The organism is Xanthomonas sp. CFBP 7698 (assembly GCF_003600855.1).
In the GTDB taxonomy this organism is placed as follows: domain Bacteria; phylum Pseudomonadota; class Gammaproteobacteria; order Xanthomonadales; family Xanthomonadaceae; genus Xanthomonas; species Xanthomonas cannabis.
In genome coordinates this window covers 1,275,216-1,300,935 of record NZ_PRDN01000002.1, presented here as the reverse complement: position 1 = coordinate 1,300,935, position 25,720 = coordinate 1,275,216, and the positions used below count along the sequence as shown (strand labels likewise).

The 25,720-nt window shown below is 66.4% G+C and carries 19 protein-coding genes, 1 other RNA gene and 1 pseudogene; 9 read left to right on the top strand and 12 right to left on the bottom strand.

The genetic code is table 11. From position 1 onward, the window contains the following. Positions 1–2 precede the first annotated feature (2 nt). Together XnspCFBP7698_RS13650 and XnspCFBP7698_RS21770 are read left to right on the top strand one after the other, a co-directional pair. On the top strand, positions 3–977 hold the full coding sequence (locus tag XnspCFBP7698_RS13650) for a glutathione S-transferase family protein (protein WP_104579420.1): 975 nt from the start codon (positions 3–5) through the stop codon (positions 975–977). Between the two features lie 119 nt (positions 978–1,096). Continuing rightward, the gene (locus tag XnspCFBP7698_RS21770; protein WP_233548968.1) at positions 1,097–2,275 is read left to right on the top strand and encodes a hypothetical protein; all 1,179 of its coding nucleotides are present in this window, start codon (positions 1,097–1,099) and stop codon (positions 2,273–2,275) included. 92 nt (positions 2,276–2,367) lie between these two features. Here the strand turns inward: XnspCFBP7698_RS21770 and XnspCFBP7698_RS13640 are convergent, their stop codons facing one another. The 5 genes and pseudogenes from XnspCFBP7698_RS13640 to XnspCFBP7698_RS13620 form a co-directional block, all read right to left on the bottom strand. Then, complete coding sequence (locus XnspCFBP7698_RS13640; protein ID WP_047693299.1) at positions 2,368–2,829, bottom strand: DUF4126 family protein; 462 nt, start codon at positions 2,827–2,829, stop codon at positions 2,368–2,370. 281 nt (positions 2,830–3,110) lie between these two features. After that, entirely contained in the window at positions 3,111–4,037 is a 927-nt protein-coding gene (locus XnspCFBP7698_RS13635; RefSeq protein ID WP_104579203.1) for a CPBP family intramembrane glutamic endopeptidase, read from the bottom strand. Between the two features lie 25 nt (positions 4,038–4,062). Further along, positions 4,063–4,536: a helix-turn-helix domain-containing protein gene (locus XnspCFBP7698_RS13630; protein ID WP_199680157.1), complete on the bottom strand. Its 474-nt coding sequence runs from the start codon at positions 4,534–4,536 to the stop codon at positions 4,063–4,065. A gap of 69 nt (positions 4,537–4,605) precedes the next feature. Next, a pseudogene (locus XnspCFBP7698_RS13625) lies at positions 4,606–5,103 on the bottom strand (alpha/beta hydrolase-fold protein); the annotation flags it as partial. A 60-nt stretch (positions 5,104–5,163) separates the two neighbouring features. Further along, positions 5,164–5,784 (bottom strand): YiiX/YebB-like N1pC/P60 family cysteine hydrolase, encoded by a 621-nt coding sequence (locus XnspCFBP7698_RS13620; protein WP_104579200.1) that lies wholly within the window; start codon positions 5,782–5,784, stop codon positions 5,164–5,166. A gap of 210 nt (positions 5,785–5,994) precedes the next feature. Here XnspCFBP7698_RS13620 and XnspCFBP7698_RS13615 point away from each other — a divergent pair, with 210 nt between their 5' ends. After that, the gene (locus XnspCFBP7698_RS13615) at positions 5,995–6,330 is read left to right on the top strand and encodes a DUF3817 domain-containing protein (RefSeq protein WP_184389725.1); all 336 of its coding nucleotides are present in this window, start codon (positions 5,995–5,997) and stop codon (positions 6,328–6,330) included. Positions 6,331–6,512: 182 nt separating this feature from the next. On the opposite strand, the gene XnspCFBP7698_RS13610 is transcribed toward XnspCFBP7698_RS13615, so the two are convergent. Together XnspCFBP7698_RS13610 and XnspCFBP7698_RS13600 are read right to left on the bottom strand one after the other, a co-directional pair. Further along, positions 6,513–8,837, bottom strand: coding sequence for a S9 family peptidase (locus XnspCFBP7698_RS13610; RefSeq protein ID WP_146093136.1), 2,325 nt, complete (start codon positions 8,835–8,837; stop codon positions 6,513–6,515). Positions 8,838–9,245: 408 nt separating this feature from the next. Continuing rightward, on the bottom strand, positions 9,246–10,337 hold the full coding sequence (locus tag XnspCFBP7698_RS13600; RefSeq protein ID WP_104579197.1) for a DUF1615 domain-containing protein: 1,092 nt from the start codon (positions 10,335–10,337) through the stop codon (positions 9,246–9,248). A 653-nt stretch (positions 10,338–10,990) separates the two neighbouring features. On the opposite strand from XnspCFBP7698_RS13600, the gene XnspCFBP7698_RS13595 reads away from it, so the two are divergent. Beyond that, positions 10,991–12,820, top strand: coding sequence for a GGDEF domain-containing protein (locus tag XnspCFBP7698_RS13595; protein WP_104579196.1), 1,830 nt, complete (start codon positions 10,991–10,993; stop codon positions 12,818–12,820). A gap of 323 nt (positions 12,821–13,143) precedes the next feature. On the opposite strand, the gene XnspCFBP7698_RS13590 is transcribed toward XnspCFBP7698_RS13595, so the two are convergent. After that, positions 13,144–14,010, bottom strand: a complete 867-nt coding sequence (locus tag XnspCFBP7698_RS13590) for an MnmC family methyltransferase (RefSeq protein ID WP_104579195.1) — start codon at positions 14,008–14,010, stop codon at positions 13,144–13,146. Between the two features lie 348 nt (positions 14,011–14,358). Here XnspCFBP7698_RS13590 and XnspCFBP7698_RS13585 point away from each other — a divergent pair, with 348 nt between their 5' ends. After that, positions 14,359–15,234 carry a DMT family transporter gene (locus tag XnspCFBP7698_RS13585; RefSeq protein ID WP_104579194.1) on the top strand — a complete coding sequence of 292 codons (876 nt, stop codon included), beginning with the start codon at positions 14,359–14,361 and terminating at the stop codon, positions 15,232–15,234. An 86-nt stretch (positions 15,235–15,320) separates the two neighbouring features. Here the strand turns inward: XnspCFBP7698_RS13585 and XnspCFBP7698_RS13580 are convergent, their stop codons facing one another. Then, on the bottom strand, positions 15,321–16,088 hold the full coding sequence (locus XnspCFBP7698_RS13580; RefSeq protein ID WP_104579193.1) for a transporter substrate-binding domain-containing protein: 768 nt from the start codon (positions 16,086–16,088) through the stop codon (positions 15,321–15,323). A gap of 278 nt (positions 16,089–16,366) precedes the next feature. On the opposite strand from XnspCFBP7698_RS13580, the gene XnspCFBP7698_RS13575 reads away from it, so the two are divergent. Further along, positions 16,367–16,582 carry a hypothetical protein gene (locus tag XnspCFBP7698_RS13575; protein WP_104579192.1) on the top strand — a complete coding sequence of 72 codons (216 nt, stop codon included), beginning with the start codon at positions 16,367–16,369 and terminating at the stop codon, positions 16,580–16,582. 471 nt (positions 16,583–17,053) lie between these two features. On the opposite strand, the gene XnspCFBP7698_RS13570 is transcribed toward XnspCFBP7698_RS13575, so the two are convergent. Further along, positions 17,054–18,826 carry an expansin EXLX1 family cellulose-binding protein gene (locus XnspCFBP7698_RS13570; protein ID WP_104579191.1) on the bottom strand — a complete coding sequence of 591 codons (1,773 nt, stop codon included), beginning with the start codon at positions 18,824–18,826 and terminating at the stop codon, positions 17,054–17,056. A gap of 550 nt (positions 18,827–19,376) precedes the next feature. On the opposite strand from XnspCFBP7698_RS13570, the gene cycA reads away from it, so the two are divergent. Together cycA and XnspCFBP7698_RS13560 are read left to right on the top strand one after the other, a co-directional pair. Beyond that, a complete protein-coding gene (cycA, locus tag XnspCFBP7698_RS13565) occupies positions 19,377–20,750 on the top strand; it encodes a D-serine/D-alanine/glycine transporter (RefSeq protein ID WP_047697263.1) in 1,374 nt (457 codons plus the stop codon). A 256-nt stretch (positions 20,751–21,006) separates the two neighbouring features. Further along, on the top strand, positions 21,007–21,918 hold the full coding sequence (locus XnspCFBP7698_RS13560) for a CorA family divalent cation transporter (protein ID WP_104579190.1): 912 nt from the start codon (positions 21,007–21,009) through the stop codon (positions 21,916–21,918). A gap of 714 nt (positions 21,919–22,632) precedes the next feature. Here the strand turns inward: XnspCFBP7698_RS13560 and XnspCFBP7698_RS13555 are convergent. After that, on the bottom strand, positions 22,633–23,328 hold the full coding sequence (locus tag XnspCFBP7698_RS13555) for an AIM24 family protein (protein ID WP_039410723.1): 696 nt from the start codon (positions 23,326–23,328) through the stop codon (positions 22,633–22,635). 340 nt (positions 23,329–23,668) lie between these two features. On the opposite strand from XnspCFBP7698_RS13555, the gene XnspCFBP7698_RS13550 reads away from it, so the two are divergent. Then, positions 23,669–25,597 carry an NHL repeat-containing protein gene (locus XnspCFBP7698_RS13550; RefSeq protein ID WP_233548967.1) on the top strand — a complete coding sequence of 643 codons (1,929 nt, stop codon included), beginning with the start codon at positions 23,669–23,671 and terminating at the stop codon, positions 25,595–25,597. 4 nt (positions 25,598–25,601) lie between these two features. On the opposite strand, the gene XnspCFBP7698_RS13545 is transcribed toward XnspCFBP7698_RS13550, so the two are convergent. Beyond that, positions 25,602–25,676: non-coding RNA, sX9 sRNA (locus XnspCFBP7698_RS13545), on the bottom strand. Positions 25,677–25,720 lie beyond the last annotated feature (44 nt).

Sequence of the window (25,720 nt, the reverse complement as noted above, 5' to 3'; positions counted from 1 at the left end):
CGATGGGCCTGTTGGTCGATGGCAAGTGGCAAGACCGGTGGTACGACACCGACAAGAGCGACGGGCGATTCGAGCGTTCTCAATCGCAGTTTCGCAACTGGGTGACACGCGATGGGTCGGCCGGGCCGCATGGCGAAGGCGGGTTCAAGGCGGCCGCGGGCCGCTACCACCTGTATGTGTCGCTGGCCTGCCCCTGGGCGCATCGCACGCTGATCTTTCGTCGGCTGAAGGGGCTCGAGCCACTGATCGATGTGTCGGTGGTGCACTGGCTGATGGGTGAGCAGGGCTGGACCTTCGACCCTGGTCCGGGCGTGGTGGCCGATCCGGTCAACCATGCCACGCGCTTGTACGAGGTGTATCTGAAGGCCGATCCGCGCTATTCCGGCCGCGTGACGGTGCCGGTGCTCTGGGACCGTGAGCGCGGCACGGTGGTGAGCAATGAATCGGCCGACATCATCCGCATGTTCAATAGCGCCTTCGATGACGTGGGTGCCCGCGCTGGCGATTACTTCCCTGCGCACCTGCGTGAGCAGATCGATGAGGTCAACGCACGCGTGTACGACACCGTCAACAACGGCGTTTACAAGGCGGGCTTTGCGACGACCCAACAAGCCTACGAAGAGGCCGTGACGCCACTGTTCGCTTCACTGGACTGGCTTGAGGCGCGCCTTGGCCAGCAACGCTATCTATGCGGCGACACCTTGACCGAAGCAGACTGGCGCCTGTTCACCACCTTGGTGCGGTTCGATGCGGTGTATGTGGGGCACTTCAAATGCAATCTGAAAAGGATTGCCGATTACCCGCACTTGTCCGGCTTCCTGCGCGAGCTGTACCAGCTGCCGGGGATCGCCGAGACGGTGAATTTCCAGCATATCAAGGGCCACTATTACCAAAGCCACGGCATGATCAATCCGACCGGAATCGTGCCGATGGGGCCGCTGCTGGATCTGGATGCACCCCACGGGCGTGGCGGTTGAAGTGCAGGGCGTTTCAAGCAGCGCATGTGTTCGATTGCAGCCAGGCGCCCGCGCCCTGTCGTCGCATGTGCTCGACGACGCTGCCGACGCGGCGCGTGGCAGCCTGACCTTGCAGCCAGATGACCCCGGACACGCCACCTGACGCAGATGCATCCCGGTCCCTCGTGCGGGTGCTGGTGCGGGTTGTCGTCGATGCGCTGGCGCTGGTGTTGCCGTTCGTCATCCCGCTGGTTCTGCCAGTCGAGCTGATGTGGATCTACCTGGCGGGCGCGATGGTTGCGCAGTGGGTAGAACATCACCTCCGCGGTGCGGTGGACGTCACCTGGCTCTGGTGGCTAGGCGCCTGTGTGGGTGCCAGTGTCGCGGTGGGGCGGCAAGCCGATGCGGTCGTCGCAGGGGTGTTGATGGGCGGCGGCGCGTTTGTCGCGCTTTTGCTGGTCGGCCGTGCGTGGGAGAAGATCGCCCGGCTGAGCGTTGCGCACGCCGACCCGGGCCCGACGCTGGCGCGGGTCGCGGGTGTCGAAAGGCCGAGCCGCAGTGCCTGGCTGGATGCGGGGCCGCTGACGCCGGAAGGCGGGCGCCTGCGCATTGTTGGCTGTCACGAGCCGCGCAACAGTGCGCCCCTGCAGTACGACTATCTGTTTCCGGACGGGAGCGTGGTGTTTGGCGCAGGCGCCTCAACGGGCTTTTCGCCGGATGGCCGCTACTTCGTCTCGCCAATGCCAACGACGGGCTGGTGGGGGCTGTTGATCTATGACCGCCATGCGCAATGCATCTACCGGTGTGACAAGGTCGAAACCTTCGTCGACATTCATGCAGTCACGCAGACGCATGTCCAGGGCTGGGGAAGTCGGGTTGAACAGGGCAACCGCATGCTGTCGGCCAGCCTCGACGATCTGATTGCGCACTCGGTGCGGGAGCCGATGGTGGAGATGGCTGATCTCAGACTTCCGCAGAGTCAGGAGGAGCACATACGCAGGCAGCAGGAGGTGGAACTTCCAACGGCACCACCAGGGGCACCGTCACTGGTGCTGGCGCCTTATCTGCCTGCGTGCCTGATGACAGGCGACGATCCGCTCGACCCGCTGTTTGCACCATGGCTGGAGCCGATTGTCGATGACCGGCCCAGCGGCTTGCTTGTGTCGGCGCGTCATTCCGCGTTGCGCTGGGGCGACACTGGCCAGACGCTTACCTGCCTGGCCAGGCCCAAGGGCAGCGACGAGGCGCCGCGCCATTGGCGATGGAGTGTGCAGCAAGGGTGGAACGCAGTGGCCCAGGCGCCCGAAGAGCGCGCCTAACGCCAGGCGGGTACTGCAGCATGACCATGCTGCGGCCACGATGCAGAAGTCGAACCATGGTGCAGCACTGCATGCAGGCACGTTAGCGGGAATTAGCGCTTTGCGGCGTCCCGGATGATCAAGGTGGCCGCGCCCACGGAGATGGCATCTTCGACAATGCCGGTGCTGGTCTGGCCGTAGCGTTCGATGGCGCGCATGCGGGCGTTGAAGGTGAGATAGGCGGCGGCGACCGCGGTGGTTGCACCGAGCAGGGCGGCAATGCCACGTTGCTCGCGCGGCGCCAACGCAGTGCCGACGATGACGCCGGTGGCGATGCGGGCGATCATCCCGGGGAGCACGATGCGGTCGGGGGCGGTCTTCATCTTGTCGCCCGCCAACTCACCGCCGGCCAGCGCCAGCATGCCGGCCGAGGCGACCGGGTTGGCAAGCAACGACGGGGCGCCATTGTCAGCAGGAAGCTTGCCGGTGCGGGCGGCGTTGGCCACTGCTGCCAGCGGCGTCATCGAGCGCATGCCGGCGACGGCGCTCATCAGGATGGAATGAATCAAAGCCATGTGCACCTCTGCCTGTGGTCGACGAGCGCAAACCAATGGCATTGCGATCGTCACGCTGTTGTGGATCGCCACACACTAGGGTCGGGCATGTGTGGGCGCTGGCAAGACCTTGTGCACGCCGCGCATCGGTTGCGCCCGTATGCCGGTGCTTGCTGTTCGCCACGCGCCGCCGGGTGGCGGCGCGTGGCAACCGGGTAATGCGTAGGTCGTGCGGCGTGCAGCCTCTGCAGCTGTCGCCACAGCGAACGGATCAATAAGGCGTGCGAAATGCGGGCGTTACCTTATTGCCTGGCGAATTGACCACGGCGCCATGCGAGCCACACGACCGAGAGGCCGACGGCGAGGCAGACCAGCATGCCGATCAACGATGCTTCGGGGCCGAACGTGCCGCCGGTCAGCCATTCCGGCAGCGCGGCATTGAACGTACTGCGCGCGATGGCCGGGCCCGCCGCCACACCCGAGACGGCGGCGCCAAACAGGTAACCCTGGGTGAAATTCCAGGCGGCATGCGCACCGATCGACACCCAGATGCGCCCGGTGAGCGCGTAGAAGGCGCCCATCATGACCCCGGCTTCCAGTGCGATGCAGAGCGCGGCAAACACCGTGGCATTGGGGTTGCCCAGATGGGAGATGCCGAACACTGCCGAGGACACTGCAAACGCCGTCCACGGGCCGAATGCACGCCATACCAGACGCAGAATGGCCGCACGCATCATCAGCTCTTCCACCACGCCGGCCTGCAGCGCTTTGCGAAGCGGCGTCCAGGCCGATGCCGGGCCGACGAACTGGATGTCGTACAGGCCGAACAGCGCCATGATGCCCATCACGGTGGCAAACATCGCGGCACCTGCCAACAGGCCGATGGTCAACTGCGGCAGCATGGGGCGTAACGCGATTTCCGATGGGGTGCGTTTTTCGGCCAGGCGGACCGCCAGCGTATAGATGCCCAACGCGACCAGCGCCCCGAGCAGGCTGACCACGAACTGCACCGGCTCATTGGTCTTTGGCCACAGACTGCCGAGAAACCGCGTGACCACGCCGGTTGGAATGGCCACCAGGAAGAACAGCGCCACTGCCCAGCCGCATGCGCGCAGCCAGCGCAGCCGGCCGGGGCGCAGGACGCCACGCTCGCCCAGTTCGATGCGCTGCGATGCCTGCGTTGCTGGAGATGCCGCGAGGGGACCATTGGATTGCGTCATTGCATGCATGTGCGACTCCTTGTGGATGCTGCGGCTATGGGGCAGGTGCGGTCGCTGCCGCGGAAATACGGCTGGCGAAGGAGCGTTGGTTCAATGCGGCAATGGCCTCTGCAAGCACCGCAGACAAGGAAACGGACAGCTCCGCGTCCAGTTGCGCGGCGGCTGCATTGGTGGCCGCCCATTGCCGTTGCAATGCCGGAATCATCTGCCTGGTCCTGGCGGTGAGCACCACGATGCGCTCGCGCGCATCCGCACCGGGCTTGAGGGCGACCAGGCGCTGCTTGACCATCTGCGCAACGGTCTGGCTGGCGGCGGAATGGGTGATGCCGATCTCTTGCGCGAGCACCTTGATGGACACGGGGCCAAGCCGCATGAGCACGCGCAACACCGGCGTATAGCGCGGCCGCCACGCCAGCCCCGAGGCTGCGTAGACCGCTTCCAGGTCGCCGTCCAGCAACTCGATCAGATGCCGGACCAGGGTGCCGAGGGTGGGTGAGGGCGTGCTCATGACACGAATATATAAGCGCTGTTGTAATTGCGCCATGTGCCGGAAGTCGGGGGGGCTTGGGTCGTCAGCTCAGCGGGGCGCGCGCTGTGCGGTTGCGGTGCCCAGCAGCGCCTTCAGCCCGTGCGTGGCGCCGCGTGGGGCCACGCTGAGGTGGTCTTCGTCGTTGAGCACATCGAGGTCGATCCGCAGCGACGGATAGTGGCGGGTGCGCAGCGTCTGCACCATGCGCCGTGCATCGGGGACCATGTCGTAGTTCTTGTGGTAACGCACCTGTTCGTACTCGCCGACATACAGGTAGACCTGCGCGGGGAGATCGGTGTGGGCGGTGGCGTAGGCAGCTTCACGTTGTGTCATGACATGCGCGCCGTACCAATACGACGGGCTGCCCAGGATGTAGCCGGAAAACATCTGCGGTGTGCTCAGCAGGATCTCGGTTCCGAGCAGGCCGCCATACGAATGACCAAGATACAGGCGCCGCTGTTCGTCAGTGCGGTAGTGCTGCGCGATGAAGGGCAACACCTGTTCACGCAGATACGCGACATACGCCGCGCTCTTGCCGTGCGTGGCGTCTGAGACCAGCGCGCCGCGCCGCTCACCGGCTGCGTCTCGACGCATTCATCGCGCATCTCAGTTCAACTGCCCGACCACGGCGAGCGCTGGTGCGCGCGCCATATCGTTCGGGTTGCTGCCGGGTACGTCCTGCGGAACCTGCATGCCGCGGCTGCGGTAAAAATCGGTCCAGTATGGCGAGATCCTGCCGGCCTGCAGGTTCTTGAAGTTCATCGGCTGCAGCGCAAAGACGTGGTGGGCCCGGAACGCGCGCTCGATGAAGTCCGAGCAGTAATAGCTGTCTTCGTTCGGCACATAGGTGTCGTTGTAGGGTTTGCCGAGCATACGGCGCGCCTGGGCGACGGCGTCTGCAATGGCAGGGCGATGCTCCGGCGTGAGGCGATACACGATGATCTGCCGGTGCTTGGCGGTTGCCTCGTCGATGAACGTGCGCAGCGACTGCTGGCGCGAGCCCTGTTCGTCGGCGTGCAGGACGATCTGCGTGTTCCCTTCGTGCGCGACCAGTGCCACATGGTCGAAACTGGGCGCGCCCTGTCTTGCGGTTGCATCGTCGATCGCACCACTGAGGCCGGTGCGTGCGGCGGTGACGAACAGCAGGTCGCCCTCGTGGACGCGCAGGGCTGATGCCGTGACGGGCAGCAAGGCGAGCAGGAGTGAGAGCAGCAGGGCGAGACGCATGGTGCGGGCCTGAGGACAACAAGACCTGCATTATTGCCTGGACGGGCAACTGGTGCGTTGCTTCAGCCAGATGCACTGCAGGAGTGGGCTCGAACGCTCGGCAGCGGTGCGCCCGCACCCGCTGCGGTCACCACCTGTAAACTCGGTGGGCCAGCGGGCGTCGTCGCCGCCATCGCGTCGCGGCAATCCCTGTGTCCACTGGAGTGTTGCATGCGTTCTGCTGCTGCGTTGTCGCCGATGGGTCGGCTGTTTGCGGTTGCCGCGTTCATTGAGGGTGTGACCTGGGCCGGCTTGTTGCTGGGCATGTGGCTCAAGTACGGCGCACAGACCACCGAGGTGGTGGTGTGGCTGTTCGGTCGCCTGCACGGCGCGGCCTTCCTGTTCTATCTGGCGGTGAGCGTGCTTGCCGCGCTGCGGCTGCGCTGGCCGTGGTGGGCCTGGGTGCTGAGCCTGCTGGCCGCAGTGCCACCGCTGGTGACGGTGCCATTGGAGATGTGGTTCCGGCGTATCGGATTGCTGGGGCAACGGCGGGTTGCCGCGCGCTGACGCATCTGTCGCGCGTCCTTCGCCTCTGCGGGCCTGCGAGTACGATGCGCCGCAGTTGTTGGGTTTGTCGGTAATGCGTCGCGGCCTGGGCCGCTCCTACGAAGAGCGGCGTGCAGCGTGCTTTCGGTATTGCTTGAAGACGCGCAACGCGGCACCGATGGCGGTGCCGCGTTGCGGGGTGGTCACTCCTTCGGCATCGGCTTCATCTGGTACTGCGCTGGCGGTGTGGCGCCGAGCAGGTACTGCACGAAGTAGTCCCAGCGGCGGCGGGCGACGTATGGGGTGAGGTCGGCATAGCCGTGCTTGGCGTTGGGCAGCATCAGCATGTCGAAGTCCTTGTTGGCCTTGATCAAGGCATCGGCCACCAACAGGGTGAGGTAGGGCGGCACGTTGTCGTCCAGGGTGCCGTGTACCAGCATCAGCCGGCCCTTGAGTTTGCCGGCGTGGTTGGCGTTGGCCTGGTCGTCGTAGTTGGAGCTCCCGTCTTTGTTGACGATGTGCTCGCCGTGATACTTCTCGGCCCAGTCGTCTTCGTAGCCGCGGTTGTCGTGGTTGCCGCTTTCCGACCAGGCCACCTTGAAGAAGTCCGGGTAGCGCAGCATCGCCGCGGTGGATGCGTTGCCGCCGCCGGAGTGGCCCCAGATGCCGACGCGGTCCAGATCGATCCACGGGTAACGCTTGCCCAGTTCCTTCAAGCCGGCGACCTGGTCGGGCAAGGTGTTGTCGCCCATGTTGGCGTACCAGGTGTCGTGGAAGGTCTTGGAGCGCCACGGCGTGCCCATGCCGTCGATGGCGACCACGATGAAGCCGAGTTCGGCCAGCGATTGATTGTCGCCGTGGCCGGCCAGGAAGCTGCGGCCGCGCACCGAGCCGGTCTGCGGGCCGGGGTAGACGTAATCGATCACCGGGTATTTGCGCGTCGGGTCGAAGTTGCTGGGCTTGAACATCAGCCCGTACAGCGTGGTCTTGCCGTCGCGTGCCTTGACCGTGATCGGTTCCGGCGGCACCCAGCCAGCGGCCTTGAGGCGGGTGATGTCGGCAGTGGCCATCGTGCTGACGGTGCGGCCGTCGCCGGCATCGCGCAGCAGCGTGACCGGCGGGGTGACCGAGGTGGAATAGGTGTCGACAAAACGTGCGCCATCCGGTGACAGCGCAATGCTGTGATCGGCTGCTTCGGGGGTGAGCAGTACCGGCTCGCCACCGTCCAGGCTCACTTTCCACAGCTGCTGGTAGTAGGGGTCCACGCCCAGGCTGCGGCCGACGCCGACAAACCATGCAGTGCGGCTCACCGGGTCCACGCGCAACAGCTCGGTGACGTTGCCTTCGCCGCTGGTGATGGCGCGCTTGGGTTTGCCGGTGGCCAGATCGTAGAGATACAACTGGCCCCAATCGCTGCGCTCGGAAAACCATATCGCTTCGTTGCTGGCGGGCAGATAGGCCCAGTTGGCGGCGACCTGGCCGCTTTCGTAATAGGTCTTGGCGGTTTCCTCAAACGCGGTGCGCACGGCGCCGGTGCCGGCATCGGCGATACGCAGCCAGGTCTGCTTGTGGAAGCGCGAGGTGGAGGCGAACGCCAGCGTCTTGCTGTCCGGCGCCCACTTCACGTCGTCCCACAGGCCCGGCGAGCAACTGACGTCGTCGCACAAGGTGGAGCGGTGCTGATCCGGCGGCAGCTTCAGACGCACCATGCTGCGCGTAGGCACGTCGATGATGACGCGCTCGATCATGGTCACGTCCTTGTCGCCGGCCAGCGGGTATTTCCAGGAGTGCAGTTCCGGATGCCCGAGCTTGGTGCTGACCAGATACATGTCGCCGGTCTTGCGCTGGTCCTGCTGGAAGGTGGCGATCTTTCGCGAATCCGGCGACCACGCCACGATGGCGTTGTCGCTGTGCTGCCAGCCGGCGTTGTCGGTGGCGTAGCCGAAATTTTCCACGCCGTCGCGGGTGAGCTGGGTTTCCTGGCCGCTGGCCAGATCGCGCACCCACAGGTTCCAGTTACGGATGAAGGCTTCGCTGCGCTTGTCCGGCGATGTGACGCCGGGCTCCGACTTATCCTTTGCATACAGCTTGCTGCAGCGTGCGTGCGCATCGCACACCACGGCCGTGTCGCGCACGGTGAGGCGGTAGCGGCCGTCGGCAGTCAGTTTGACGGCCGGTGCGAATGTGTCGGCCGTGAGCGGCGTGTCGCCGGTCTTGAGCAGCGTATTGAGCGCGGCGACCAGCGCGGAGGTCTTGAACAGCGGCGCGGTCTTGCCGGTGGCGGTATCCAGCTGCAGCACGCGGTTGCCCTTGGCATCGTGATCGACATAGGCCACATGCGTGGCATCGAGCCAGGTGACGCGCGTGGGGGCATGGTCGAGCAGTGGTTGCGCGAGATGGTTGATCAGGCGTTCGGCGCGCGCGTAGTCGGCCTCGGTGACGCTGGGCGCTTGCGCGCTGGCGATGGCCGGTGACACAGCCAGCGCGAGGGTAGCGAGCAGGTGCCGCATCGGCAACGGGGTGGGCATGTAGGACTCTCCGGGACAAGGGCGCGCACGACCACGGTCAGCGCGACCGACCGATGCTATCGGCCGGGGGCGGGGCATGCCTCTGCCAGAAGTCGTGCCGGTGCACAGGCCAGTGCGCTGATGCATGCCGGCCAGGGTGGCCTGGCCGGCGAGACATCGACAGCGCCTGTCGCCGTGCGGGTGCCGGCCGGGTCGGCGGCGCTGCGCCGTAGTGCACGCAGCGATGGTGGCGATGCGACACGCCTGTACGGCTTGCCAGCGTGTGCGCCGCGTGCACCGTGCGAGGTGACGCGCCCGGTGCTTCGCATGGTGGGTGCCGTTGCAATCACACGATGGCGCAGCCTGCCGCAGGCAAGGCGCAGGCAATGACCGCCGCTGCCGCGCTTGCCGGCCAGCACTTTACCGAGCTCACTTGCCCATGCAGCGCTTCCAGCGTTCGTTCACCCGCTGGGCGAACCACGCCGTGGTGAGGGTGCGGGTGATCTTGGGGCTTTCCAGGGTGATGCCGGGCAGCACCGCACGTGGCAACGGCGCGCCGGCGGTGCGGTCGGCAAGGGCGAACACCTCGCGGTACAGCGAGGTGTCTTCGAACTCCAGCGTGTTGCCGGCCTCCAGGGCGCGACGGATCTGGCGGTCGTTCATTGCCAGCTGGCTGGCGAGCGCGCGTGCGGCGCGTTCGGTGCCGCCAGGTGCCTCCAGGCTGGCGCCGGGCGTGAGCAGGTCGCCGTCCAGCGCAAGTGCAATGCCGCTGGCCTTGCTCAGCGCGGCCTGGAAGGCAGCGTTGCGGCTGGCGTACCAGCCGGCGTTGAAATCGGCGAAACGGTACAACAGCGCGTCGTAGGTGGCCGGGTACCCAAGCAGATGCAGGGTGCCGAACCACAGCCCGCCGCGGCGGCTGAACACCTCGTGGCGGACGGTGCTGTCGGGCGGGTACGGGTAACGCGCGGCGTGCTGCTCGGCAAAGGCGATGCTCACCTGCATCGGGCCGGCGGTGTGCACGGGGTTGAGGCCGTCGAACAGGCGCGCGCCCAGCGGCACGCTGCCGGTGAAGTCTTCGAAGATGCGGCTCAGCTCCTGCTCGGTGCGGGCGGCGGCGATACGTGTGGCGTAGCTGCGGCCGTCCGGCGAGGTGATGCGTAGCGCCGCATCGACCATGAAGGCGGGAATATGGTGCGCGCCGGCGCGGCGATCGATTTCCGCGCGCGAGATCTTGCCCAGGTTGGGCACGGGGGGATTGGCCTGATAGGTGGACTCCTGCTCGGTGACCGCCAGCACCGCGCAGATGTGCTCGGCGCTGGTGTCCAGCGCCTGCGACGACAGCGCCACGTAGACATCGTTGGCCCAGCCGGCACGGTCGGGCAGGTTGGCTGGCAGGCGCCGTGCGATGTCGGCCTTGACCGCCTCCGGCGAGCGTTGCGGTGCGCGCGGCGCCTGGGTGGCGCAGGCCGACAGCAGGGCGATGGCCAGCAGCGTGAGCAGGCGGGGCAGGGGGCAGGTCACGGTGTCTCCAGAATCGATGGCGGCAATCGCCGTGGCGCAGTTTACGTGGCCGGGGTGTGGCGGTTTTCATGGCGCGCGAGGGGGAGCGCGTGGTGGCCGGCGGTGTCGCCGATGTCGATCGTGTCGGCTGACCGGCAGGACGCACCGCTTGCGCGCGCGGCCTGTAGCACCGCACGGCCGCCAACGACAACGGCGATACACCCCCCTCGGCTGCGCGCGGACGAGCCGGTGAGTGACCTCGATCTGCGCAGTGAACCTCGGGCGCCATGCCCAGCGGGCCACCTGGTGTGCCACGGCCATCATGCGCGCGTAGGCCGCGCCCAACCGATTCATGCAGCCCGATTCAAGACGTGCGCAATGCGGCCGATAACGGGCTCGACCCAGCCGCGCGCTCACGTGACCTGCCGTGTCTGCCAGTCATCATTGCCGCCGCAAGACATCGAGTGCGCCGTGCAGGCGGCTCACCGGCTTCCACCGCTGTCAGACCAAGGGAGTGCCCGAGATGCCGCAGCAAACAGCCAGCCCGGGCCAGGCCACGGGTCTTGCCATGTGTATTGCCATGGGTGCGCTGCGCATGCGGTCTGGTCCGCCGCGAACGTGAGCACCGGTTGAGCAGGGCCGCGACCGCCTGGCGAGGTGTGCTCACCGCCTGCATGGTGCTGTTGTTCAACGCACCGGCCTGGGCGCAACCGCAGCCGTGGAAGACCATCGAATCGGCCACGCTCGACGACCCGATGCAGGCCCTGCAGATCGCCCGGCAGGCGCTGCAGCGGGCGCGCGCCGATGGCGACAGCGATGCGCAGTTCTGGGCGCAGCTGGCGCAGGCCCGGGTGCTGATCTCCCTGGAAGACACCGACGCGCGACAGGCGGCGCTGGGGCAAGCACGCGGCCTGCTGGACCAACTGCACGGCAATGCCGCGCAGGCGCGGCTGTGGCTGGAGATCGTGCAGGCGCTCAGCGACGTACGCGAAAATCCCAATCGCGGCATGGTGGCGCGGTTGAATGCCTTGCGGCAGCAGGCGCGCGCGCTGGGGCGCAGCGATCTGGTGTGCGAGGTCGAAGCCGTGGACATGTGGAGCATGCTGGCCTCCGGCAGCAGCGACGAGGCCTGGAGCGCTGCGCAGACCAGCTACCAGTGCGCCGCGCGCGAACATCAGCTGGGTCTGGAAATGGACGGGCTGACCCAGCTCGGGTCGTTGGCCAGCCGCGTGGCCGGCCGCGTTGCCGACGACACCGACGCGCAGGATTACCTGCAGCGTGCCCTGGCGCGTCTGCAGGGCCAGCCGGCGCGCTTCCAGCGCAGCCTGATCGAATACGAATACGGCACCTCGCTGGCGCAGCAGCAGCCGGCAGCGGCCTTGCTGCATTTCCGGCGCGCGCTGGCGCTCAGCCGCGAGCTGGGCGATCAGGCCGGCGTGGCGGCGGCGCTGACCAGCGCCAGCGAGGCATTGATCGACACCGGCGATGCCGCGGCGGCGCTGAGCATGGCGCGCGAGGCGCTGCCCTTGATGCAGACCCAGGGCAATGTCGGCCGGGTCGCCGCGTGCCACACGGTGCTGCTGCGGGCATTGATCGCGCTGAAGTCTGCCAGCCTGGGCAGCGCAATCATCGCTGCCAGGGACGCGGACGACCCGAACCTGACCCTGAGCCGGCGTGCAGAGCTGGTCGAGGCCATCGCCCAGGCACTGGCGGCCGAAGGCCGGCACGCCGAGGCATACCAGGAGCTGCAGCGTGCCAACGCACTGCGCGCGCAGAGCCTGGAGCGTCAGCGCGACACGGTGATGCTGCGCCTGCAGGCACGTTATGAAGATGCGCGCCGCGAGGCGGAAAATGCCGAGTTGCGCCGCCGTAGCGAAACCGCGCAGCTGGCATTGCAGGCGCGCGAAGCCGGCCAGCGCGCGCTGTGGATCGCGCTGTGCGCGGCCTGCCTACTGTTGCTTGGGGCGCTGGTGGTGCTGGCCTTCGGGGCGCGGCATCGCCGGCAGCTGTCGCGGCTGGCCATGCGCGACGAACTCACCGGCCTGCCCAATCGCCGCGCCATCCGCGCCGAAGCGCAACAGCAGATCGAGCAGGCGTTGCGCGCGCACACTCCGTGCATGCTGGCCTTGATCGACCTGGACCACTTCAAGCTGATCAACGATGTGCACGGGCACGCTATCGGCGATGCGGTGCTCAAGGCCCTGGCCAGCGCCTCGACCCTGGCACTGCGTGCGCAGGACCGCCTGGGCAGGCTGGGTGGCGAAGAATTCCTGCTGGTGCTGCCGGGCTGCAGGCCGGATGAAATTCCGGCGGTGTTTGCACGCTTGCGCAGTGCGGTGGCCGCGATCGAGATCCCCGGCCTGCCGGCAGAGCAGCCGGTGCGCTTCTGCATGGGGGCGGTAAGCGTGGCCCCGGCCACCGGGCTGGATGTGCTGCTCGGTCAGGCCGATCTGGCGTTGTATGCCGCCAAGACGGCCGGGCGCGATCAATGGGCGGTGTGCTGAACCTCTGAGGCAGGCCGGCCGTTGCACCACGCGCGCGGCGGCCGTGCGTCACGGGTCGAGGCCGATGCCTGCCCTGCAGGCTACTGCGGTCAGCGCTGGGTCTGGACGCTCACGTACACCGAATGGCCATGAGCAGGCACGCCGCTTGGACAGGCGTCGCAGCAGCTCGCCGCCGCGGCAGCGTGCCACCGTGCAGGGCTGAAGCGTGCATGCAGCGGCGACACTTGCCTGTTGCGGACGGCGATGGCTACTGCAGGCGGTCCTGACGGCCGCCATGTCAGCGTGGTGCGCGCAGATTCCCTACGCCACGGGTGATGGTGCGGCTAGCGCCGGGCCGGCAACGTCGCGAGTACGCCATCCAGCGCCAACTGCGCACTGAACCCGGCCTTGGTCAGGCGCTTGCTCACTTCATTGGGCACATCGCGCCCACTGGTGAGCTTGTTGGGCGCGCCGGTGTAGTGAAACAGCCGCCCGCCTCGGCGCAGCACGCGTGCCAGCTGATCGTAGAAGACCTGCGAATACAGCTCGCCAGCAATGCCGAAGCGGGGCGGGTCATGCAGGATGGCATCGACCGAATCGTCGGCCAGCGTGGCGATGTGCTGCGCGACATCGGCATGCACCAGCTGCAGCCGCCCGCCGGCAGCGGCAGCCTCCGGATCCGGCGACCATGGGTTGAGCGTGCGCAGCCACAGCACGTCGGCGTTCTTTTCGAACGAGCGCACCTGCGCTACGCCTTCTTCCAGCGCGCAGGCTGCGAAGTAGCCCAGGCCGCCACAGGTGTCCAGCACGCTCTTGCCGCGCGGGTTGACCAGCGCCACCTTGCGGCGCGCATCCTCGAACGGCGAGAGTTGTGCCGATGGCAGCATCTTGATGCCGTCGATCTCGAAGGTGGGCGCGCCCCATTGGGTAGGCACCAGCTTGATCAGTGCGCTGTCGAAGCGCGAGATCGGCGCGAAATCGTCGCCATCCCAGAAATAGAGCGTGCGGTCCTTGAGCTTGCCCGGATACGGGTAGCCCCGGCCGCGCCATTGCCAGGTCTGCGCATCCAGCTGCGCGGTCCCGGTGCTGCGGCCCAGATCCAGCGACCCCGTCCACGCGACGCGGCCGGCGCCACGCGCGGCCAGCAAGGCCTGGGCATCGGAAAGGGCGAGCAAAGGTCCGGAATAGTGGGGCACGGCTGGCAGTGACATGGAGGGCGGGCGCTGCGCGAGGCGGCGCGCAGAGGGCTGGCATCGTAACCGACCTGGTGCTTCCGGGCATCGTCCCGGCAGGTTGGCGAGGAGGGCCAGCGTGAGAGAGACCACCGCCTGCATCCTGCGGGATCGCTGCGGTGCTGGCATGTGCCGGCCCGGGAGTGCACCGCTGCCGCGCAGTGCGCTGCACGGCTGCTGCCAATGCGTGCCCGGCCGCACCCGGCCGAACGCAGCGAGCACTGCGTGGTGCTTGCGCGCGGTTCCGCTGACACACCCCGCACCGCATACTGCGGGCCGTCCGTATCGATACCCGCATCGATCGGCGTCAACCGTGGAGTATCGGCAATGCTGAAGGGTGTGGTGTTGGGGTTCGCCTGTTACGCGGCCTATTCGATCAGCGATGCGTTCGTGAAGCTGCTCGAAGGCACCTTGCCGGTCTACGAGGTGTTGTTTCTCGGTGCCCTGCTGATGCTGCTGGCAGTGCCGTTCCTGAAGAAGCCCGACGACCAGCTGCGCGAACTGGTGATGGCAAAACAACCTGCACTGTGGCTGCTGCGCGCCTTCACCGGGGCCATCGGCAACCTCACCTCGGTGATCGCCTTCACCACCTTGCCGATGGCCGAAGCCTTTGCGTTGATCTTCCTGATGCCGATCTTCGTCACCGTGCTGTCGGTGATCTTCCTCAAGGAAGAAGTGCATTGGCGGCGGTGGTCGGCGGTGATCGTCGGCTTCATCGGCGTGCTGATCGTGCTGCGGCCGGGCTTTCGCCATCTCACCCATGGGCATGTGGCAGCGATCGTGTGCGGCCTGGTCGGCGCCATCTCGGTGATCACCTTGCGCATGGCCGGACATAGCGAAAAGCGCCTGACCTTGTATGGCGCCGGCGTGATCGGCCCATTGGTGATGGGCGGGATCATGATGTTGCCGAGCTTTGTGTGGCCCACGCTGTACCAGTGGGGGTTGCTGGCCGGTTACGGCCTGCTGGCCGGGCTGGCTGCCATCTGCATGATGTACGCCACGCGGCTGGCACCGGTCAGCGTGGTTGCGCCTACGCAATACAGCCAGATGCTATGGGCGATCGCCTTCGGCTACCTGCTGTTTCACGATCATCTGGACTGGCCGATGGGCGTGGGCATCGCGCTGATCCTGGGCGCCGGCCTGTTCACCCTGGTGCGCGAGGAACAGGTTTCCAGGTGGTGGCGGCGGACCAAGATCGTTTGAGGGCGGGGATTGGGGATTCGGGATTGGGGATTCGTAAGAGCACCGCCAAAGGCGTTCGATCCACTGCTGTTCCGATTCCCTATTCCCTATTCCCGCCAGGCGGCAACGATGCGCCCATATTCGCCGCTGGCCTTGCTCAGATGCAGCCACTGATCGACATAGGCCTTCCAGCTTTGGTCGTCGCGCGGTAGCAGGAAGGCCTTTTCGCTGTATTGCAGGGGCTGCTCGGGGGCGATGGCGCACAGGCCCGGCAGCCGGGCCTGCTGGTACAGCGCTTCGGAGGCATCGGTGATCATCACGTCGGCGCGCTGATGCAGCAGCTCGTGGAAGATGGTGGTGTTGTCGGCAAACAGACGCAGCTGCGCGCGGGGCAGGTCGCGCCGCGCAAAGGCTTCATTGGTGCCACCGGGCGGCTCGATCACGCGGACCTCGGGGCGATTGAGTTGCTCGATGGTGCGGTAGCGCTTGCGGTCTGTACACCGCACCAGCGGGATCTTGCCGTCCACGTCCAGCACCGCGCTGAAGCTTGCCTGGCGCTGCCGTTGCAAGGTCACCGAAATCCCGCCCACCGCGATATCGCAGCGATCGGCCAGCAGGTCGGGCAGGAGCGTCGGCCAGCTGGTCTGCACGAATTGCACGCGCACCTGCAGGCTATCGGCCAGCGACTGCGCCAGCGCAATATCGCTGCCTTCGAAGCGGCCATCGGCGCGCAGCAGCGAGTACGGCCGGTAGTCGCCGGTGGTACAGACGCGCAGCACACCGGCCTGCAGTACCGCATCCAGGCGGGACGTGGGCGTGGCCGCCTGCGTGCTGCCGATGGTCATCAGCACGGCGAGAAGGACGCAGTAGCGCATGGCGTTGCCTCGGAGGTGAGTGCGCATGATAGCGGTGGCAGGATCTGTGAGGCTGGCGTGCTGCGGAGCTTTGGTCGCGGGGCCACTGTGCAGCGGTGACCTGCAGCACCGGCAGTCAGCCCGATGAAAGGGGGAATGCGGTGCGGTTGCGCGCTGCAGGAGCACTGCGCTTGGCGGGACGCGTCAACAAGGCGTCACGAACGCGACCAGCCGGCTCACAGCCCGGTAGCACCGTGCGGCCTAGCGTTGTCGCTAACGTCAACCGCAAGGAGTCAGACATGCATCTCAATCCACGCACCGCGCGGCCTATGACCTCGTTCATGGCAGGTCTGTCGGTCCACGGCACACCGGACCCGGATACCAATGAGGAACAGACTCCTCTGGAAGAGCAGCCGCCGCAGAAAGGCGGCCTGCGCGATGAAGTTGGCGACCTTGAACAGGATGACGACCAGGCGCTGCCGGGACGTGTGGGGGGTGGGTTGGCTGGTGGTTGATGGATTGGTGGGTGCGTAAGCAGAGCGCGCGGTGCGGATGTGTGGCGTGCGTTGAATGTGCGGTTTCAGCTCTAGTGCATTGCATTGCATTGCATTGCGTTGGAGCGCGTTGCACCGCCTTGAATGAATGCGATGGGATGTGCCAGCGTGATTGATGCTGCGTAATGTGCGTGACCGGTGCGGCGGCCGTACCCTCACCCCAACCCCTCTCCCGGTGGGAGAGGGGCTTTTCGCATTGCGGTTTTGCACAGTGTTGGCGATGGTTGGCCGGAGTGCCATTCGCTAGTGCGCTGGAGCTGGATTGCGCTAGCTAACGCTGGCTTGCACTCACTGCATCAGTTGGCTTGCACTATCTGCGTCGCGTCCGCCTGCATCACGCACGGCCATGCAGAAGTTGCTTGACCATGTGGATCACCGCTGTGCCGATGCTTCTGCACGAACAACGAGACACATCGATCGGTACGCAAGTTGCTACGGAAACTGCACCTGACCCGGCTGAAAATACGCCGGATGGCTGCCGTCTTCATAGAGCGCGGGAATGGTATCGAGGATGGCCTTGCCGCGGATGTCGGTGATGCGGATGGAGAGGGGTTGATTGCCGAGCTGTTCGCCGAGGAAATGGTTGTAGTCCATCTTCTGCAGGCTCTTCCATGTGCTGCCTTGCTTGACCTCGAACTTGACCACCGGATAGGCGTGGTTGCGCACCTGGATCGCGGCCCACCAGCGTGAGCTGCCTTCCTTGATGCGGTACTGCACATTGCCGCTCACCGGTGCGCGCACCACCTTCCAGCTGATCGGGATGCGCCCGTCCACCATGTTGCCGATCGCAGCGAACGCGTTGTGCGACAGATCCAGCCCACCGGAGGCGCCTTCCGGATAGAGATCGGTCACATAGACGGTGGTCTTGCCCTTGGGGCCGGTCACCTCTAGATAGGCGCCGGCCAGCGCAGCCTTGACGCCGCCGAAGTTCAGCTGCGTCGGGTTGAGCGCGGTGATGAAGGCGGTGCTCGGGATCGGGTCCAGCAGCAGCGCGCCGCCGGAGTAGCCGGAGCCGGTATACGTGGCCGTGCCGGTGAAGGTGCCGTTCCAGGCGGTTGCCTTGCTCGCATCCTTCGTGCCGGCGGCCTTTGCCGAGGCAACCGACCCCGCTGCAGGGCCGATGCCCCACGCCTGATGCAGCACCTGCAGTTTGTCCGCACGCGGGCTGCCGTCCGGCCCGAGCAGACCACCGTTGTTGGCATTGCCCACCTCCCAGCGACCGAGAAATGCGCTGCGCATGCCACTGCCGGAGAGATAGCTGCTCAAGGCGGTCTGCCATGCAGCATCACGCGGATCGCCATCGCCCAGGCCGCCGCCGATGCTGACCGGGATCACCGCGTGGTCCACTGCGAACGTGCCGAAATCGCGTTGCCAGATTGCGGGCAGCAGCTGCGCAAAGTTGGGTGCCGCAAACGCCTCGGCCGCATCACGATCGGGCCCGGCCAGCTTCGGCATCAGTACCAGCTGCCGCGCCGGAATACGCAAGGGCACGCAGGCCAGCGGTTGCAGATTGCTGCCTGCGGCCTTGCGTGCGGTGTCGCTGCACACGGCGTTGCTGCCGACGCCTTCCACGCCCACCACCCAGCGCGGCGCCTGCGCAAGCACCGCTGTGGCGGCGCGCGAGGCTACGCGGTTCCAGTCCGACCCTGCGGCGCTTCCCGCCCAGGTCGCGTTGCGATAACCGCTGCTGCCAAGGTCCACGCCCATCACGCCGGCGTGGTTGCCGTAGCGGCGTGCGAGGGTGACCAGATCGCGTGTCCACGCCTGTGGATGGGTGCCCAGCTGCGGCGCCTCCTCGTCGCAGCCGCCATCGGCAAAGGCAAACAGCACCTGCATCCCGCGTTCGCTGCTGGCACGCACCACCGCATCGAGTAGTTGCAGGGAATTGAGCGCGTGCAATGCCGGGTCGCCGGCCACTGCCGCAGCGAGCACCGGCCTGCCGTGCAGCGCCGCTGCGCAAACGGGCAGGCGCACGGCGTTGATGTCCGACGCCTGCATCTGGTCCAGCAGCTGTGCCAGTGTGCGGCTGTGCAAGCCGGCCGCCACCAGCGTGCTGCGATCGAATCCCGGCCAGGTCACGCCGCGGAGCTGCAACACCCGCCCCTGCACATCGACAAGCTGCCCGCGCGAGTCGACCTGCATGGCCAGCGGTGTGACCGGGGCGAGCAACGCGAGGGCGAGCAGTAAGTGGGCGCGTGAGTGCATGTAAGTCTCCTGGGTGGTGGCTGCGCAGGAAACCAGCTAGTGCCCGCGCGGTCCGTGCGCCCAGTCAAGGAAGCGGGCGCGAGTGCGCCTGCCACACGAAGCGGACCGCCGCACTGGAATGGGGATCGCTGTTTGTGCGAGATGCCGCACCGTCATCGTCGTGACGGGCACAGTGGGTGCCGCCCGGGAGTGCTGCCGCAGTGCCGGTTGCCGCGCGGGCCAATCACAGGGATCTATGGACGGGGACCGACGCGACGATGCGCTGGTCGGGATCGCTTCGACGTGTGACGCTGGCGTCGCCCAGGTAGATGCTGGCCTTGGCACCAGCTACCCGAAAACGCTGGACGTCGAACGGTATCGATCGGTTGAGCCGCTGCATGCAGTCCATGCCGGCATGCGGGCGGGTCCGCGCTGCGCACCATCATGGGGCGTGCCGCCAATCGTGAGTGGCCGGTTCGTTTTCGATGCAGGCAACTCCAGTCAGACCCCTGGTGCCAGCCGGCCCGATCTCGTATTTTTGACGGCTTGTTCACTTGCCGGTGCCGTGCCCATGTCCGATCCGTCCGCGCCCGATCATCTGCAACGCAGCCTGTCCAATCGCCACCTGCAGTTGATCGCGATCGGTGGGGCGATCGGCACCGGGCTGTTCATGGGCTCGGGCAAGACGATCAGTCTGGCCGGGCCGTCGATCCTGTTCGTCTATCTCATCATCGGCGCGATGCTGTTCTTCGTGATGCGCGCGATGGGCGAGTTGCTGTTGTCCAACCTGGAGTACAAGTCGTTCATCGACTTCTCCACCGATCTGCTCGGGCCATGGGCCGGGTTCTTCTGCGGGTGGACCTACTGGTTCTGCTGGATCATCACCGCCATTGCCGATGTCATCGCGATCGCTGCATATGCGCAGTTCTGGTTTCCCGGGTTGGCGCCATGGATACCGGCCATCGCCTGCGTGCTGTTGCTGCTTGCATTGAATCTGGTGACGGTGAAGCTGTTCGGCGAGATGGAATTCTGGTTTGCGCTGATCAAGATCATCGCCATCGCCGCGTTGATCATCACCGGCGCCGGCCTGGTGGCCTGGGGCTTCCGTTCGCCGTCGGGCAACGTGGCCTCGCTGTCGAATCTGTGGAACGACGGTGGCATGTTCCCGATGGGGATTGGTGGTTTCTTTGCCGGCTTCCAGATCGCAGTGTTCGCCTTTGTCGGCATCGAGCTGGTCGGTACCACGGCTGCAGAAACCGCCGACCCGCGGCGCAATCTGCCCAAGGCGATCAACTCGATTCCGGTGCGGATCCTGATCTTTTATGTGCTGGCCCTGATCGCGATCATGGCGGTGACGCCGTGGCGGCAGGTGGTGGCCGACAAGAGCCCGTTCGTGGAGCTGTTCGTGCTGGCCGGTGTGCCGGCCGCGGCCAGCCTGATCAACTTCGTGGTGCTGACCTCGGCCACCTCGTCGGCCAATAGCGGCATCTTCTCCACCAGCCGCATGCTCTACGGCCTGGCCGAAGAACAGCATGCACCGAAGGGCTTTGCCAAGCTCTCGCGCGCTGCGGTGCCGGCACGTGGGCTGTTGTTTTCCTGCGTCTGCCTGCTGCTGGGCGCGATGCTGGTGTACCTGATCCCGAACCTGGTCACTGCATTTACGCTGGTCACCACGTTGTCGGCGGTGCTCTTCATGTTCGTGTGGTCGCTGATCCTGTGCGCCTACATCGCCTATCGCCGCAAGCGGCCGGAGCAGCACGCCGCCTCGCAGTTCAAGATGCCGGGCGGTGTGTTGATGTGTTACGTGTGCCTGGCGTTCTTCGCCTTCGTCATCGTGCTGCTGACCTTGCAGGCCGACACGCGGCAGGCGCTGCTGGCCAGCCCGGTATGGTTTTTGATCCTGGCGATCGGGTATGCGGTGAAGGGGCGGCAGGCGCGCGCCTGAGCCAGAGGCGCGACACTGCCGGCGCGCTCTAGCATGCCGGCAGTGCCCGAGCGGCACTGCGTTGCCAGCGTACGCACCGGCATGCGCACTGCCAAAGGGCTCGCAGGTTCGTTGCTGCGTGGCGTAGCGGCCCCGCACCGCGGCTGCACGTCGCCACGATGAAGGCCACTGGCAGCTGAGTGTGCGTGTGGGGTGGCGTTGACGCCGATGGAGCAGGGCCGGATGCTCGCGGCCATCCATCGCCACGGCCTGCCGCATGATCACGATCCACCCGATTGCCGGAACTCACCACGCGCAGGGCTGTTGGGTGGACCTGTGCCAGCCGAGCCCGCAGGAGCTGGTGCAAGCCGCCGAAAAGGTCGGCTTTGCGTTGCCCGATCGCGCGGCGATTGGCGAGATCGAATTCAGCAGCCGGGTGCGCCGCCAGGGCGATGTGCTGTTTCTCAATGTGCCGCGCTTCCAGGATGACGACGGCCCCACCGCGCCGCTGGGGTTTGCGCTGTCGCCGACCATGCTGGTGACCCAGCGCGAGCAGCGTATCGGCTCGCTGGAGGCCTTGGCCGCGCGCCTGGAACACGCGCCCTGCCATAGTTCGGACGACCTGCTGCTGCGCATGTTCGACCAATTGGTCGGGCGGCTGGCAGACCGCCTGGAAGCGCTGGAAGCGGCGGTCACCGACACCACGCGGCTGGTGTTCGACAACCCGCACAAGACCAAGGACCTGGAACGCATGCTGCACCAGGTCGGCGGCATGGGCCGCCAGCTCGGCGGCCTGCACAACGCCGGGCAGGGCCTGCTGCGTCTGGTCACCTATCTGGATGGCGCCACGCCGGACTGGTTCGGCGCCGATGCGGCCAAACGCATCACCCTGCTGCACAAGGACCTGACCACCTTGAGCGAATTCCAGCAGCACATGGACGACCGCATCGAGTTCCTGCTCGACAGCGTGCTGGGCATGATCAACATGGACCAGAACAACGTGATGAAGGTGATGGCGGTGGCGTCGGTGGTCGGCATTCCGCCCACCGTGCTGGTCGGCATCTGGGGCATGAACTTCGCCTACATGCCCGAGCTCAAAGCACATGATGCCTACTTCTGGGCGTTGGGCGTGATCGCGCTGAGCGTGGTGATTCCGCTGGCGTGGTTCCGTAAGCGCGGGTGGGTGTAACGCATCACAGCCATAAACCGGTAGGAGCGCACCCGGGCGCGACGTGGCGTTACCGGTAAGTCCCTCGCGCCCAGGTGCGCTCCTACGACGCGTCGCCAACGCATCATCTGTTGCGCACGACTCGCGGCCGCGCACTGCCAGGCCAGTGCATCTCGGCAGCTGCGCAGCGCGCGGCAGACTATCGGAAACCCGCAGGAGCGCACCCGGGCGCGACGTGGCGTTACCGGTAAGTCCCTCGCGCCTAGGTGCGCTCCCACGACGTGTCGCCAACGCATCATCTGTTGCGCACGACTCGCGACCGCGCACTGCCAGGCCAGTGCATCCCGGTAGCTGCGCAGCGCGCGGCAGACTATCGGAAACCCGTAGGAGCGCACCCGGGCGCGACGTGGCGTTACCGGTAAGTCCCTCGTGCCCAGGTGCGCTCCTACGACGCGTCGCCAACGCATCATCTGTTGCGCACGACTCGCGACCGCGCACTGCCAGGCCAGTGCATCCCGGTCGCTGCGCAGCGCGCGGCAGACTATCAGAAACCCGTAGAAGCGCACCCGGGCGCGACGTGGTGTTACCGGTAAGTCCCTCGCGCCCAGGTGCGCTCCTACAAGGGTCTTGGGCGCGCAGCTGTCACCGCGCACCGTGTCGTGACTGGAAAACTGCCTAGCTGCCTAGCGTGCGACCAGGCGATGCGCCTTGCTGATGGCGACGGAGCGCGCTGTATCAGCCCTTGGCCTGAAAACTGGCTTCTTCGTACGGCTGCACCACCACCCAGCCTTCGCCGGCGAAGCGCATCTGCAGGCTTTCGCCCGAGCCGCGGCCGAACAGCGTGCCGATCGACACGTCGGTGACCAGCTCCGGGGTCAGCGTGCCCGACCACGCCACGGTGGCATTGGGGTCGGTGAACACCGGGCCGCTGGCGGCGGTGACCGGCAGGGTCAGCGGCTCGTAGTGCGAGGTGATCGCCACGATGCCGTGGCCGCTCAGGCGCACGTTGAACAGCCCGCCCGACAACATGCCGGCCACTTTGCGCATCATGGTGATCTTGTGCTCGACGCCCGACTCGAACGCCAGCACGTCGTTGCCGTTGACGAAGATCGCCTCGCCGTTCAAGCGCAGCAGCGTCACCAGCTTGCCGACGTCGGCCAGATACACGCGGCCCTGGCCTTCGGCCTTCATCAGCTGCATGCCTTCGCCGCTGACGGCTTTTTTCAGCAGGTTGCCCAGTCCCTGTTCCAGCAGCCCCTCGCGGGTGAACTTGACGGTGCCGGTGCGCGCCACCATGGCGCCGGCCTTGGACCACACCATGCCGTTGAGGCGCACTTCCAGCAGATGCGGGTTTTCCAGTTCGAACGGATCGGGGCTGACGTCCTTTTCCTTGGAATGGGCGAGAAATTCGTTGAGCGTGCGTACGGCCATGGGTCCGTCCTGGAGTGAAAGAATGCGCATGATACGCGGGCGCCTGCGGAGCAGTCGCACGGGTAGGTAGGCGGCACGCGTGCCACGCCACAGCCCGCTTGCTCCCCACGAGCATGCAACCCGCTTACAGTGCGAGTCCCCTCGACAGGTCCACGCAACCGGTATGGCACCACGACGCGCACGATGGATCGGCTTGCTGCTTGTGCTTGTTGCGGCCACAGCATTCTCGTTCTGGTGGTCCGCACGCCTACCTTCGCCTGCTCCTGCAGCGCAGCAGAATGCACCAGTCGCAACGCCGCTGGGCTGGAAAGCGCAACTGCAATGGGTTGCCGGCAGTGGCGTGCGTGGCGCAGCGGATGGCCTCGCCGCCGACGCGCAGTTTGCCGATCCGTATGGCCTGGCGGTCGATGTGCAGGGCACGCTCTACATCGCCGATGGTGGCGACACCAACCGTATCCGCAGCCTGCGCGCGGATGGCCATGTGCACACGCTGGCCGGCGGCCGCGAAGGCTTTGCCGACGGTATCGGTGCGGCGGCGGCGTTCAATACGCCTTCGGGCATCGCCCTCGATAAGGCTGGCAATCTGTACATCGCCGATACCGGCAACCACGCCATCCGCAAGCTGACCCCGCAAGGCAACGTGACCACGCTTGCCGGCGACGGTGTGGCTGGCGATCGCGACGGCGCAGCGGCACAGGCGCGCTTCAACGGGCCGGTTGGCGTGGCGGTGGATACCTACGGGCGCGTGTATGTCGCCGACACCTACAACGATCGTATCCGCGTGATCGACGCCGATGGACAGGTGCGCACAGTGGCCGGCGGCGCGTTGCCGGGCATGGCCGATGGCCTCGGAACGCAGGCGCGGTTCGATACGCCAACCGATTTGAAAGTGGATGCGCACGGCGATGTCTGGGTGGCGGACATGCGCAACGATGCGATCCGGCGGATTGCACCCGATGGCACGGTCAGCACCTTGATTGGCGGCGATCCTGCCGACATAAGTCCGCTGATGCATCGCCCGATGGGCCTTGCGATCACCCACGACGGCGTGCTTTACGTGGGCGATGCGAGCGGGCGCGTCTTGCAGGTCTCGCGTGCGGGGCACGTGCTGACACTGAGCGGCGCAGAGGTCACGCAGCGTTTGTCGCGCCCGGCCGGAATTGCGCTGGACGCACAGGGCGCGGTGTATGTCAGCGATGCCGGCAGCGCACGCGTGCATCGTCTGGTGCCGTTCGACGACGCGCTTGCGAATGCGGCGCCTGTAGTCGGGCCGGCGCCAGCGCAGCCATTGCCTGCCACGCAGGGCCGGTGGCCGCTGCAACCGCAGGACGGTTGGCACGAAGTGGTCGGCACGCTCGGCGAGGTGCGTGGCAACTACCAGGGTCTCAGCCGCGACCATCTGCACGCGGGCCTGGATATTCGCGGCGATGTCGGCCAGACCGTGTTCGCCATCGCTGATGCCAAGGTTTCCAGTCCATACGCGACGTGGGGGTTGGGGCAACTGGGCGAGGGCATGGCACTGGATACAATTGGCTACGTGCACATGCGCGTGGGCCGCACCGCGCAAGGAAAACCGCTGGATCCGCAGCGCTTCCACCTGATGACGGATGTGGACGGCAAGCCCGAGCGCATGCGCGTGCTGCGCGGTACGCGGTTTCGCGCAGGCGATGCGCTGGGCACGCTCAATGGCATGGCGCACGTGCATCTCACCACCGGTGCCAATGGCTTCGAGCGCAACGCGGTGCAGTTGGGATTTGTCGGCTATGCAGATCATGTGGCGCCGCGTATCGACAAGGTGAGCCTGCTCGACGCTGCGGGTCAGCCACTGCCGGTGACCGATGGGGTAGCGCAGGTGCCGGCTGCGGCAAGCGTGCAGATCGTGGTCGAAGCCTGGGACCAGGTGGATCGCAATCTGCCGCGGCGCCGGCTGGGGCTGTATGCGTTGGGCTACCAGGTGCTGGATACGCACGGCGTTGCGTTGCCGGGCGAGGAAGCGCCACGCATGACGCTCGTGTTCGACCGCATGCCGGCCGACCCGGACGCGGTGCTGACCGCGTACGCGCCCGATAGCGGCATCACCGTGCACGGCAGCGCAGTCACGCGGTTCCGCTACATGGTCAGCAACACGGTGCGCGATGGCCGCATCGGAAATGGCTTGTGGCAGGCCGGCGCGCTGGCACCCGGCGCTTACGTATTACGCATCACCGCGCGCGACTACAGCGGCAATGCGGCAATGGCCAATCGCGATCTGCGCGTGCGGGTGCAATAAGACCGGCTAACAAAACGTAGCGAGCAGTCGTCAGGTGGTGTGGACGGCGCGGAGGAACCGGAGTGTACGAGTGGTACATGCCGATTCCGAGCACCGGCCTCGCCCGCCCGGCGGCTGCGTAGT